At 70.7% G+C, this 12,681-nt stretch carries 11 protein-coding genes; 1 reads left to right on the forward strand and 10 read right to left on the reverse strand.

What is annotated here, in order from left to right; translation table 11 throughout:
• Positions 1 to 151: 151 nt before the first annotated feature.
• From ACMW4R_RS03945 to ACMW4R_RS03975, 7 genes are all read right to left on the reverse strand, one after another.
• The gene (locus tag ACMW4R_RS03945) at positions 152 to 823 is read right to left on the reverse strand and encodes a response regulator (protein WP_058598213.1); all 672 of its coding nucleotides are present in this window, start codon (positions 821 to 823) and stop codon (positions 152 to 154) included.
• On the reverse strand, positions 820 to 3,348 hold the full coding sequence (locus ACMW4R_RS03950) for a DUF4118 domain-containing protein (protein WP_418299208.1): 2,529 nt from the start codon (positions 3,346 to 3,348) through the stop codon (positions 820 to 822). The genes ACMW4R_RS03945 and ACMW4R_RS03950 overlap by 4 nt, the downstream gene beginning before the upstream one ends.
• 239 nt (positions 3,349 to 3,587) lie before the next feature.
• Positions 3,588 to 4,172, reverse strand: a complete 585-nt coding sequence (kdpC, locus tag ACMW4R_RS03955; RefSeq protein ID WP_418299209.1) for a potassium-transporting ATPase subunit KdpC — start codon at positions 4,170 to 4,172, stop codon at positions 3,588 to 3,590.
• 11 nt (positions 4,173 to 4,183) lie between these two features.
• Positions 4,184 to 6,325 carry a potassium-transporting ATPase subunit KdpB gene (gene kdpB, locus ACMW4R_RS03960; protein WP_418299210.1) on the reverse strand — a complete coding sequence of 714 codons (2,142 nt, stop codon included), beginning with the start codon at positions 6,323 to 6,325 and terminating at the stop codon, positions 4,184 to 4,186.
• Positions 6,325 to 7,992 carry a potassium-transporting ATPase subunit KdpA gene (gene kdpA / locus ACMW4R_RS03965; RefSeq protein WP_418299211.1) on the reverse strand — a complete coding sequence of 556 codons (1,668 nt, stop codon included), beginning with the start codon at positions 7,990 to 7,992 and terminating at the stop codon, positions 6,325 to 6,327. Before kdpA ends, kdpB begins: the two co-directional genes overlap by 1 nt.
• 1 nt (position 7,993) lies before the next feature.
• Positions 7,994 to 8,083 (reverse strand): K(+)-transporting ATPase subunit F, encoded by a 90-nt coding sequence (kdpF, locus tag ACMW4R_RS03970; protein WP_074696280.1) that lies wholly within the window; start codon positions 8,081 to 8,083, stop codon positions 7,994 to 7,996.
• Positions 8,080 to 8,259 carry a hypothetical protein gene (locus tag ACMW4R_RS03975; RefSeq protein WP_058630356.1) on the reverse strand — a complete coding sequence of 60 codons (180 nt, stop codon included), beginning with the start codon at positions 8,257 to 8,259 and terminating at the stop codon, positions 8,080 to 8,082. The genes kdpF and ACMW4R_RS03975 overlap by 4 nt, the downstream gene beginning before the upstream one ends.
• Positions 8,260 to 8,451: 192 nt before the next feature.
• Here ACMW4R_RS03975 and arfB point away from each other — a divergent pair, with 192 nt between their 5' ends.
• Complete coding sequence (gene arfB / locus ACMW4R_RS03980; RefSeq protein ID WP_418299212.1) at positions 8,452 to 8,889, forward strand: alternative ribosome rescue aminoacyl-tRNA hydrolase ArfB; 438 nt, start codon at positions 8,452 to 8,454, stop codon at positions 8,887 to 8,889.
• A 188-nt stretch (positions 8,890 to 9,077) separates the two neighbouring features.
• Here arfB and ACMW4R_RS03985 read toward each other — a convergent pair whose 3' ends face one another.
• The 3 genes from ACMW4R_RS03985 to ACMW4R_RS03995 all read right to left on the reverse strand — a co-directional run bounded on the left by ACMW4R_RS03985 (position 9,078) and on the right by ACMW4R_RS03995 (position 12,565).
• Complete coding sequence (locus tag ACMW4R_RS03985) at positions 9,078 to 9,464, reverse strand: PLD nuclease N-terminal domain-containing protein (protein ID WP_058628946.1); 387 nt, start codon at positions 9,462 to 9,464, stop codon at positions 9,078 to 9,080.
• A 47-nt stretch (positions 9,465 to 9,511) separates the two neighbouring features.
• Positions 9,512 to 11,605, reverse strand: coding sequence for an APC family permease (locus ACMW4R_RS03990; RefSeq protein WP_058628947.1), 2,094 nt, complete (start codon positions 11,603 to 11,605; stop codon positions 9,512 to 9,514).
• A 114-nt stretch (positions 11,606 to 11,719) separates the two neighbouring features.
• A complete protein-coding gene (locus ACMW4R_RS03995; protein ID WP_418299213.1) occupies positions 11,720 to 12,565 on the reverse strand; it encodes a serine hydrolase domain-containing protein in 846 nt (281 codons plus the stop codon).
• Positions 12,566 to 12,681: the final 116 nt, after the last annotated feature.

Genomic DNA, 12,681 nt, shown 5'->3' on the forward strand with positions numbered 1-12,681 from the left:
GCCGAGTGGGCGGGCGCGGCCGGGGCGTGCGAAACTCCGGAGTTTTCGCTCGGTTGAGGCCGGAACCGGGGTGTAAGACGGCCGGCGGCTCGGTTTCTCCGGAGTTCGGCCCGGCGGGCGGATGGCCCCGGCCGCGGCCGAACCCGCCGCCTCACACCACCAGCCGATACCCCATCCCCTGCTCCGTCAGCAGGTGCGCCGGGTTCGACGGGTCGGCCTCGAGCTTCTTGCGCAGCTGCGACATGTACAGCCGCAGGTAGCCGCTGTCGGCGACCTGCTCGCTCGCCCAGATCTCCTTGAGCAGCGTCTGACGGGTCACCAGCGACCCGGGGTTGCGGGCGAGGAACTCCAGCATCCGCCACTCCGTCGGGGTGAGGTGCACACGGGTGCCGTCGCGCAGCACCGCCTTGGCGGCCAGATCCACCTCGACGTCTCCGAAGCGCACCACCGCGTCGCCCGAAGCGGGAACAGACCGCCGCGCGTGCACGCGGAGTCGCGCGAGCAGCTCGTCGATCTGGAACGGCTTCGTGACGTAGTCGTCCGCCCCCGCGTCGAGCGCGTCGACCTTGTCGGCCGAGCCCGTACGGCCCGACACGACGATGATCGGCACGCTCGTCCACCCGCGCAGCGCCTGGATCACCTGCACGCCGTCGAGGTGCGGCATCCCGAGATCCAGCAGGACGATGTCGGGGTGCGCCTGCGCGGCGAGCGTGATCGCCGCCGCGCCGTCGGCCGCGGCCACGACGTCGTAGCCGTGCGCGCCGAGGGTGATGCGCAGCGCGCGGACGAGCTGCGGGTCGTCGTCGGCGATCAGAATCTTCACGGTGCGTCCTCCCGGATCCCGGATGCCACGGCCTCGGCATCCCGTTCGGCGACGGGCAGCGTCACCACCATCGTCAGCCCGCCGCCCGGGGTGTCCTCGGGGACCAGCGTGCCACCCATGCCCTCGGCGAAGCCGCGCGAGAGGGCGAGACCGAGCCCGAGGCCGGCGGTGTTGTCGGTGTCGCCGAGCCGCTGGAACGGCGAGAACATGTCGGTGCGACGCTCCGCCGCGATGCCCGGGCCGTGGTCGATCACGCGGATCTCGGCGATTCCGCCCAGCCGGCTCGTCGCGATGCGCACGCGCACGCCCTCCGGCGTGTAGCGCTGCGCGTTCGCGAGCACGTTGACCAGCACGCGCTGCAGCAGCACCGCGTCGGCGCGGAGCGCGGGCAGCTCGGGGTCGAGGGCGAGCTCGACCTCGTCGGGACCCAGGTCGAGCTCGTCGAGCGCCGCGATCACGACATCGGCCGCGTCGACGGGCGCGAGAGAGATCGCGAGCACTCCCGCCTGCACGCGGCTGACGTCGAGCAGGTCGGTCACGAGCACCGAGAGCGTGGCGAGGCTCTCGTCCGCGGTCTCGATCAGCTCGCGGCGGTCGTCCTCGGACAGGTGGTCGCCCGCGGCGCGCAGTCCTCCGAGGGCGGCGACGGCGGATGCCAGGGGTCGGCGCAGATCGTGGCTCACGGCCGAGAGGAGCGCGCTGCGGACCTGGTCGGTCTCGGCGAGGGCGCCCGCCTCGGCGGCGGTCTCGGCCAGGTCGGCTCGTTCGAGGGCTGCGGCGAGCTGAGCGACGACGACGTCGAGGAGGCGGCGGCTGCCGGCATCCAGATCTCCGCCGTGCAGTTCGAGGGTGGCGCGTCCGTCGCCGACCGGGATCGCCGTTCGGCGCTCGCCGCGGACCGGCTCGCCGTCGGTCGCGAGCACGCGTCCGTCGGCAGCGACGAGACGCACGCCGGCCAGGCCGAACGCCTCGCGCGCGCGGCTGACCAGCGCGGGCACGGCGACCTCGCCGCGGAGCACGCTACCGGCGACCGTGGCGAGCAGTTCGGCCTCGGCGGAGGCGCGGCGCGCGGCGCGGGCGCGGCGGGCCGCCTGGTCGACGACGACGCTCACCAGCATCGCGATCACGACGTAGAGGACGAGCGCGATGGCGTGCACGGGGTCGCTGATCGTCACGGTGTGCACGGGCGCGATGAAGAGGAAGTCGAGGGTGAGACCCGACAGGACCGCCGCGAACACCGCCGGCCAGATCCCGCCGATCAGCGCGACGATCACCACGAGCAGCTGGTAGCTGAGCACGTCGGTCGTGATCGAGTCATCGGAGCCGGTCGCCAGCAGGAGCAGCGAGATGATCGGGCCGCCCAGGAGAGCGGTGACGAAGCCGAGGATGCGCCGCTTCCTGCTCAGCGCGGGGCCCGTCAGACGCGGCAGCGCGAACCGGCCGCCCGCGCGGGCGTGGTTCACGATGTGCACGTCGATGTCACCCGACTCGCGGATGACGGTATTGCCGATGCCGGGACCGGTCAGGGCGGCGCCGAGGCGTCCGCGCCGACTGACACCGATGACGAGCTGCGACGCGTTGACCGAGCGGGCGAAGTCGACGAGAGCGGTGGCCACGTCGTCGCCCACGACCTGGTGATACGTGCCGCCGAGCTGTTCGACGAGGGCGCGTTGCGTCTCGAGAGCCCCCGGGTTGCTCGTTCGCAGACCGTCCTGCGTCGACACGTGGACGGCGAGCAGCTCGCCACCGGCCGAGCGCGCGGCGATGCGCGCCCCGCGGCGGAGCAGCGTCTCTCCCTCGGAGCCGCCGGTCAGCGCGACGACGACGCGCTCGCGCGCCTGCCATGCCCCCTCGATGCCGTGCTCGGTGCGGTAGCGCTGGAGCGCGGAGTCGACCTCGTCGGCAAGCCACAGCAGCGCGAGCTCGCGCAGGGCCGTGAGGTTGCCGAGGCGGAAGTAGTTCGACAGCGCCGCGTCGATGCGTTCGGCGGGGTAGACGAACCCGGCCGACAGGCGATCGCGCAGAGATTGCGGCGCGAGGTCGACGACCTCGATCTGGTCGGCCGCGCGGACGACGGCATCCGGAACCGTCTCGCGCTGCGTCACGCCGGTGATCTTCTCGACGACGTCGTTCAGCGACGCGATGTGCTGGACGTTGACGGTCGTGATGACGTCGATCCCGGCGTCGAGGATCTCTTCGACGTCGGTCCACCGCTTGTCGTTGGCGGAGCCGGGTGCGTTGGTGTGGGCGAGCTCGTCCACAAGGGCGAGATCCGGATGCCGCGCGATCACCGCCGCGAGATCCATCTCGTCGAGCGCGACCCCGCGGTGGGCGACCGTTCGACGCGGAACGACCTCGAGGCCGTCGGCTTGCGCGGCGGTACCGGCTCGACCGTGGGTCTCGACGACCGCGATGACGACGTCGCGTCCCTCGGCGGCGAGCCGTCGCCCCTCTTCGAGCATCTCGTACGTCTTGCCGACGCCCGGGGCCATGCCGAGCAGGACGCGCAGCTTGCCGCGCTTCACGGCCGCCCTCCCGCGCCCGCGCCCGCCCCCGTGACGATCCGCCCGCGCCCGCGCCCGCGCCCCCCACGTCGAGTGTCCAGAACACGCCGTAACGGCACCGCGGAATACGGCGTGTCTTGGACACTCGAGGTCGTTTCCCGAGTCGATACCGCTGCCCGGGCGCACGCGCGCCGCCGCCCCGCGCGGGGCGGGGCGGCGGCGAAGGACGCGTCGACGGTCATGTCAGCGATTCTCGTCGCTCACCGGGCGTCGAGCGCGCGATTGAGCTCGAACACGTTCACGCGCGGGTCGCCGAGGTAGCCGAGATCGCGCGGCAGGGTGTGCTGCGCCACCAGCGCCTCGACCTCCGACGACGGGATGCCACGGGCCTCCGCCACGCGCGCGACCTGACGCTCGGCGTTCTCGACCGAGATGTCGGGATCGAGCCCCGAGCCCGAGGCGGTGACGGTGTCGGCGGGGACCGAGCCCGCACCGTTGAGGTCCCGGAAGTCCGACTGCCCCTGCTGGATCGAGGCGATGAGGTCGGGGTTCTCGGGCCCGAGGTTCGAGCCGGTCGAGGCGGCCCCGTCGTACTTCGCGGCGGAGGGACGCGACTGGAAGTACTGCGGGAGCGCCTGGCCGTCGGCATCCTGGAACGACTGTCCGATGAGGGTCGAGCCGACCACGGCGCCGTCGGCCGAGCGGACGAGCGAGCCGTTCGCCTGGAACGGGAGCGCGACCTGGCCGATCGCGGTGATGAGCAGCATGTAGCCGACGCCGAGTACGGCGGTGAAGACGAGCATCGCGCGGACGGCGACGCCGGCGGTACGCAGGGTGGTGCGCATGACGGGGCCTTTCAGAAGCCGGGGAGCAGGCTCACAACGAGGTCGATGAGCTTGATGCCGATGAAGGGGACGATGACGCCGCCGAGCCCGTAGACGAGCAGATTGCGGCTGAGGATGCTCGACGCGCTCGCCGCGCGGTACTTCACTCCGCGCAGGGCGAGGGGGATGAGCACGATGATGACGATCGCGTTGAAGATGATCGCGCTGAGCACCGCGGATGCCGGAGACGACAGCTGCATGATGTTCAGCACCGCGAGGCCCGGGAACACCCCCATGAACATCGCCGGGATGATCGCGAAGTACTTCGCGATGTCGTTCGCGAGCGAGAACGTCGTGAGCGCGCCGCGCGTGATGAGCAGCTGCTTGCCGATCCGCACGATGTCGATGAGCTTCGTCGGGTCGGAGTCGAGGTCGACCATGTTGCCGGCCTCCTTCGCGGCCGAGGTGCCCGTGTTCATCGCCACGCCCACGTCGGCCTGCGCCAGGGCGGGGGCGTCGTTCGTGCCGTCGCCGGTCATGGCGACGAGGTTGCCGCCCTCCTGCTCGCGCTGGATGAGGGCGAGCTTGTCTTCGGGCGTCGCCTCGGCGAGGAAGTCGTCGACCCCCGCCTCGGCCGCGATCGCCTTCGCGGTGAGGGGGTTGTCGCCCGTGATCATCACGGTGCGGATGCCCATCGCCCGCAGCTCGCCGAAGCGCTCGCGGAGGCCGTCCTTGACGACGTCCTTGAGGTGGATGACGCCGAGCACGCGCCCCTCGCCTGTGGGCGTGAGGGTCGCGACGACCAGCGGTGTACCGCCCGACTGGGCGATGGCATCCGTCTCGCTCTGGAGCTGCACGCGCGGCGCCTCGGGAACGGGGGATCCGGATGCCGCGAGCCAGGCGACCACGGCCGACGCGGCGCCCTTGCGGACCTGCGTGCCGTCGGTGAGGTCGAGGCCGCTCATGCGGGTCTGGGCCGTGAACGGGACGGGTTCCGCGCCGCGGGGCATCTCGGCGACGATGCCCTGGGCCGCGGCCAGTTCGACGACCGACACGCCCTCGGGCGTCGGGTCGGCCTGCGACGACAGCGAGGCGTACTCCGCGAGCAGCGGGCCGCCGACACCGTCGAGCGGCACGAACGCCGACGCGCGACGGTTGCCGTAGGTGATCGTTCCGGTCTTGTCGAGCAGCAGCGTCGTGACGTCGCCCGCGGCCTCGACGGCGCGGCCCGACATGGCCAGGACGTTGCGCTGAACGAGACGGTCCATGCCGGCGATGCCGATCGCGCTCAGCAGCGCACCGATGGTCGTGGGGATGAGGCACACGAGCAGCGCGACGAGCACGGGGATCGACACCGGCGACGCGGCGTACGACGCGATCGGGTTCAGCACGAGCACCACGACGACGAACACGATCGACAGGCTCGCGAGCAGGATGTTCAGTGCGATCTCGTTGGGCGTGCGCTGGCGCGAGGCGCCCTCGACGAGCGCGATCATGCGGTCGACGAAGGTCTCGCCGGGCTTCGAGGTGATTCTCACGACGATCCGGTCGCTCAGCACGCGGGTGCCGCCGGTCACCGCGCTGCGGTCACCGCCCGACTCGCGCACGACCGGGGCGGACTCTCCGGTGATCGCCGATTCGTCGACGGTCGCGATGCCGTTGACGATGTCGCCGTCGCCGGGGATGAGCTCCCCGGTCTCGACGAGCACGATGTCGCCGACGCGGAGGTCGCCCGAGGGGACGTCCTCGGTGGCGGCCCCGGATGCCGCGGGGTCGGTCTTCCCGTCGTACGAGACGACGCGGCGGGCCGAGGTCGTCGTGCGTGTCTTGCGCAGCGTCGCCGCCTGCGCCTTGCCGCGTCCCTCGGCGACCGACTCGGCGATGTTCGCGAAGAACACCGTGAGCCACAGCCAGATCGCGATGGCCCACGTGAACCCGAAGGGCAGCGACCCGTCGGCGCCCCCGAGGAACGGCTCGGCGATCGCGATGAGGGTCGTCAGCGCCGCACCGACCCACACGAGGAACATGACGGGGTTGCGCCACTGGGCGGCGGGGTTGAGCTTTCTCGCGGCACCCGGGAGAGCGGCGACGATCTGCGCGGCGCTGAAGGCGCGGCGCGGGGCGGCGGGGTTCGGGGCCTCGGCGGGAGCCGGGGCGTGGGTCAACGTGGGCATCAGCGGACAAGTCCTTCGGCGAGGGGCCCCAGGGTGAGGACCGGGAAGTAGGTGAGGGCGGTGACGATCACCGCGACGCCGGCAAGCAGGCCCGCGAACTGCGGTCGATGCGTCGGCAGGGTTCCGGCCGTGGAGGGCACGGCATCCTGAGCCGCCAGCGACCCGGCGAGAGCCAGCACGAACACGATCGGCAGGAAGCGCCCGAGCAGCATCGCCACCGCGAGGGCGGTGTTGAACCACGCGGTATTCGCGGTGAGGCCCGCGAACGCCGAGCCGTTGTTGTTGGCCGCCGAGGTGAAGGCGTAGAGCACCTCGCTGAAGCCGTGCACGCCCGGGTTGAGGATCGAGGTGTTCTCCACGTCCTCGCGGATGCCCGGCAGAGCGAAGCTCAGCGCCGTGCCGGCGAGCACGAGCGTCGGGGTGACGAGGATGTACAGGCTCGCGAGCTTGATCTCGCGGGGCCCGATCTTCTTGCCGAGGTACTCGGGCGTCCGGCCGATCAGCAGGCCGCCGACGAACACCGCGATCACGGCGAGGATCAGCATGCCGTACAGCCCCGACCCGACACCGCCGGGCGCGATCTCGCCGAGCATCATGTTGATCATCGGCATCATGCCGCCGAGCGCCGTGTAGCTGTCGTGCATCGAGTTCACGGCGCCGGTCGACGTGAGCGTGCTCGTCGTGCCGAACAGCGTCGACCCGAAGACACCGAATCGCACCTCCTTGCCCTCCATCGCGCCGCCCGCGAGGGTCGGTGCCGTGCCCGCGGCGGTGAGCTCGGCCCATGTGAGCAGAGCAGTGGATGCCACGAAGATCGCGCCCATGACGCCGAGGATCGTGTAGCCCTGGCGGTCGTCGCCGACGATGCGGCCGAAGGCGCGGGGGAGCGAGAACGGGATCACCAGCATGAGGAAGATCTCGAGGAGGTTTGTCCACGGCGCCGGGTTCTCGAACGGATGCGCCGAGTTGGCGTTGAAGATGCCGCCGCCGTTGGTGCCGAGCAGCTTGATGGCCTCCTGGGATGCCACCGGCCCGCCCGGGATCGACTGGGCCGCGCCCGTGAGGGTCGTGGCATCCGTGAATCCGTTGAGGTTCTGGATGACGCCGCCCGCGAGCAGGACGACCGCCGCGATGATCGAGAAGGGCAGCAGCAGGCGGTAGGTGCCGCGCACGAGGTCGACCCAGAAGTTGCCGATCACGCCGCTGCGGCGATACGCGAAGCCGCGCACGAGCGCGACCGCGACCGCGATGCCGACGGCGGCCGACACGAAGTTCTGCACGGTCAGAGCGGCGAACTGCGCGGTGTAGCCGAGCGTCGACTCGCCCCCGTACGACTGCCAGTTGGTGTTGGTGACGAAGGAGACGGCCGTGTTGAACGACAGTGCCTCACTCGGGGCATCGAGGCCCAGAGAGTACGGCAGGACGGCCTGCAGACGCAGGAGCGCGTACACGAACACGACGCCGACGAACGAGAACAGCAACACCGAGCGCAGGTACGCCTGCCAGGTCTGCGCGCTGCGCGGGTCGACGCCGATCAGACGGTAGGTGCCGCGCTCGATCGCGAGGTCGCGCTGTCCGGTGTAGATGCGGGCGATGTAGTCGCCGAGCGGGCGGTACGCGAGGCCCAGGGCGACGACGAGGGTGAGGCTGGTCAGGAGAATCGCCATCTCAGAACTTCTCCGGACGGACGAGCGCGACCACGAGGTACACGACGGCGGCGACCGCGAGAACCGCGGCGAGGATCGAGAAGAAGATCACGAGCGGTCCCCGTCCTCGCGGGAGGTGCCGGCCGCGTTCGCGTCGGAACGCGCGGCGGAGGTGCCGCGGGGCGCGAGAGTGCTCGCCGGCGGGCCGAGCTTCTCGACCCCCTTGGCGACGAGGGCGACCAGCGCGAACAGCGCGACGGTCGCGACGAGGAAGACGGCATCGAGCACGACGACTCCAGGATCGAGGGGGCCGCGGATTCGCGGATGCCGCGGGGGCGGCACGTCTGTCGATCCAACGCGCCGGGGGCCCGGCATCCCGCTTCCCTAACGCTTTCCCTACGGGTCGCCCACGGACGCATACGCCGTGCTTACGCGGGCGGGCGGTGGGCTTCCGCGACGCGGCGGGCGCAAGATGGAGGCATGAGCGCCTCCGACGATTCCGGCATCCGGGTCACAGGTTCGCTCGTGATCCCCGCGTCCGAGCTGTCCTGGCGTTTCTCACGATCGTCCGGCCCGGGCGGGCAGGGCGTGAACACCACCGATTCGCGCGTGGAGCTGATGTGGGATGCCAGGGCCTCCACGGTGCTGTCGCGCGTGCAGCGCGAGCGGCTTCTCGAACGCCTCGGGAACCGGCTCGTCGACGGGGTGCTGACGATCGCCGCGTCGGAGCACCGCCATCAGCTGCGCAACCGCGACGCCGCGCGCGAGCGCCTCGCCGCGCTCGTCGCCGATGCCGTGCGCGCTCCGGCGCCGCCACGGCGTGCGACCACGCCGACGCGCGGGTCGACGGAGCGCCGGCTGCGGGCGAAGCAACGCCGCACCGACATCAAGCGGATGCGCCGTCGCCCGACCGACTGACGCCGGCGCCCGCCCGCCCGCGCGCCCGCCCGCGCGCCCGCCCGCGCTCCCGCTCGCCCGGTTGAGTGTCCAAAACACCCGGACATATTTTTGAGGCGTCCGGGTGTTTCGGACACTCAGCACGCCTGGGACCCGCAGCAGACGCCCGGCGCCGTCCTGACACCGGGACAGGGTCGCCGCCCGTCGCGTCAGCTCCCCGCGCCCGCACCCGACCCGGCCGCGCCGCCCTCCGCGCGCCGCCGACGCACCTGCTCCTCGAGGTCGGCGAGGTGCATCTCGCGCTCGAGGTCGGCGATCTGCTGCTCGGTGCTCCGCGCGTCGTACGTGCGCGGGGCGGGTGCCGGCTCGGCATCCTTCTGCCAGCGCCGCGGGTCTCCGAACGACATCGGCGCCTGCCGCTGCTCGTACTCGCGACCGATCGTGAACCACAGGATCGACCCGATCAGCGGCAGCAGCACGATGAAGAACACCCACACGAACTTCGGCATGTGCTTGACCTGGTCGTCGCGGCGCGTGATGGCGTCGATCAGGGCGATGACCATGACGGCGAGGGTCAGCAGGGCGAGGAGGGGCATGCCCCCACCCTCTCGCGAACTCGCGGTGGCGTCTACCGCCCGCGGGCTCAGGATGCCGAGCCGCCAGGCCCCTTCCGCACGCGGGGAGCCGGCACCTCGGCGACCGGCTGTCCACCGCGCTGCTGTCCCGGGAGGGGTCGCGAGCGGCGGCCGTAGATGACCTCGGACGAGTCGAGCAGCCAGGGGACGAGCGTGATCGAGACGCCGTGCACGAGCATGAGCTGCTGCGCCAGTCGGCGGGAGCGGCGGTTGTGGAGGATCGACTCCCACCAGTGCCCCACGATGAACTGCGGCAGGTACACCGTCACGACCGAGGAGCCGTGCTTCTCGCGGTACGACTTGATGAAGCTCGACACGGGCGACGTGTACGTGCGGTACGGCGACTCGATGATCACGAGCGGGATCGGCATGTCGTGCTCGGCCCATTCGCGCTGAAGGCTCGCCGCTTCCTCGTCCGTGATCGCGACGTGCACGGCGAGCGTCTTGTCGTGCTTGGCCGCCAGGGCGTAGTCGATCGCCTTCATGACGGGCTTCTGCAGCCGGTTGACGAGCACGATCGCCACGTCGCCGGACGCACCGAAGTGCACCGTGTCGTCCATCTGGATCTCGTGCTCGACGTCGCGGTAGTACCGGTTCACGCCGACCATCAGCACCGCGAGGATCGGGATGGCGATGAACACCAGCCAGGCGCCGTGCGTGAACTTGGTGATCGTGACGATCAGCAGCACGAGCACGGTCATGCCGGCGCCCACGGAGTTGATCCACAGGCCCGAGATCGCCGACCGGCGCTCGATCGCCGCGGACTGCTGCTTCGCGGCCTCGGGCGGCAGGCTCTTCAGCCCGCGCAGCGTCCGGCGCCAGTGCTTGACCATGCCGATCTGGCCGAGCGAGAACGACACGAAGACGCCGATGATGTACAGCTGGATCAGCGTCGTGAGGTTCGCCTGGTAGACGATCAGCACGCCGATGGCGACGATGCCGAGGATGATCATGCCGTTCGAGTACACGAGACGGTCGCCGCGGGTGTTGAGGGCCTTCGGGGCGTATCCGTCGCGGGCGAGAACGGCGCCGAGCAGCGGGAAGCCGTTGAACGCGGTATTGGCCGCGAGTAGCAGCACGCACGCCGTGGCGGCCTGGATGATGAAGAACGGGATGCTGTTCATGCCGAACGTGGCGGCCGCGACCTGAGCCATGAGACTCGGCTGCGGGTTGTTCTCGCAGTCGAAGCCGATGAGGTGGCACGGGTTCTCGGCGTAGTGCACGCCCGAGATCAGGGCGAGCAGCGTCAGGCCCGTGAACAGGACGATGGCGATCCCACCCATCATCGTGAGCGTCGTCTGCGCGTTGCGGATCTTCGGCATGCGGAAGGCGGGCACGCCGTTCGACACGGCCTCGACACCCGTCAGGGCGGAACATCCGCTGGAGAAGGCGCGCAGAATCAGCAGGATCAGCGCCGCCTGCGTGAGCGATTCCGCCTGGACGGCGTACTGCGCGCTCTCCGCGACCGGGGCGTTGCCTAGCAGGGTCCGGCCGATGCCGACGACGATCATGATTCCGACCGAGCCGATGAACAGGTACGTCGGGATCGCGAAGACGCTCGACGCTTCGCGCACGCCGCGCAGGTTCACGATCACGATGAGGATCACGAAGCCGACCGCGATCTCGACGCGGAACGGGTTCAGTTCCGGCAACGCCGAGATGATGTTGTCGACCCCGGATGCCACTGACACGGCGACCGTGAGCACGTAGTCCACGAGGAGCGCGGCGGCGACCACGACCCCGGGGATCTCGCCGAGGTTCTTGCTCGCGACCTCGTAGTCACCGCCACCGGAGGGGTACGCCTTGATGAGCTGCCGGTAGCTCAGCACCACCACGACGAGCAGTACCACGACGGCCACGGCGACCCACGGGCTGAGCGTCAGGAGCGCCGTTCCACCGATGAGCAGGATCATCAGCAGCTCCTGCGGGGCGTAGGCCACGGAGGAGAGGGCGTCGGAGGCGAAGATCGGCAGCGCCATCTTCTTGGGCAGGAGCTGCTCGTCGAGTTTTTCCGACGTCAGAGGCTCGCCGATGAGGATGCGCTTGGCCATCGGCGTCTCCACGCCGGGCTCGCGACTTTCTTCAGTCACGGCGCGCGACATTACGCGCACTGGGGGCTGTGCGCAATCTGACGCGCACCCGTTCACGGCATGGTCGCCAGACCGTGATGATGGGATGTTCCGGATGCCGAGCCCCGGGGCCCCGCGGAGGGGAGCTCAGCGGCCGGTCGCCGCCTCGGCGACGAATGCCGCGATCGCATCGGCGCCCGCGTGGTCGTCGGCGCTGATGGTCACGACCGCGTCGCCCGCGAACACGATGAGCTGGCCGTAGGCACCGTGCAGTCGCCACGCGTCGCCGGGGCCCTCCCAGCCCGCCAGCGCGTACCGGCGGTACCCCTCGCCGGTGCTGCCGGTGTCGACCCAGCCCGCGTGCATGGCATCCACGATCCCCGTCGAGACGAGCCGCCGCCCGCCCCAGACGCCCCGGTCGCGGATCAGGAGGCCCAAGCGTGCCATCTCCTCCGTGCGAAGCGACAGGCCCTCGCCGCCGAGCACTCGACCGTTCGGGCTCCGATCCCACGAGACGTCCCCGATGCCGAGGGGAGAGAAGAGGCGCGGCCGGAGAAACTCCTCGATGTCGCCCACGCGCCGAGCGAGCAGGGCCATCGCGGTGTAGGTGCTGGCGTTGGAGTACTGGAAGACGCGCCCGCGGGAAGGGCGCGAGAGGAACTCCGCCGCGAGGTCGGGCCAGTCGGTCATCAGCGTCGGCGACCACGGGAAGTCGATGCCGCTCGTCATCGTGAGGAGGCGGCGAAGCGTGAGATCCCGTTCCCGCGTGGAATCGATCGGCTCGTCCAGCGACACCAGCCCCTCGTCGGCGGCGATCCCGGCGGCCAGGATGCTCACCGCTTTGGCGACGGAGTGGATCTCTTCGCGTTCGTCGGGTGTCCAGCGGTGCTCGGCGATGTCGTCACCCACACGGACGTGGAGCCCGTGGGCGCGGAACCCGGTGTCATCGATCCGGCTCACGATCGCGTCACGAAGAGGTTCGGCTGCGGGCACGGTCTCAGGCTAGGCGCTCGCTCCCGCACCGTCGTGCGTGCGGTGCCCGAGCCGGCTGCACGGCGCCCCCGATGGTGCCGAGCGCACCTCAAGAAAGCGACAAGAGCTGCGCAACA

Source organism: Microbacterium sp. S1037 (genome assembly GCF_048381605.1).
Taxonomy (GTDB): Bacteria; Actinomycetota; Actinomycetes; order Actinomycetales; family Microbacteriaceae; genus Microbacterium; species Microbacterium testaceum_B.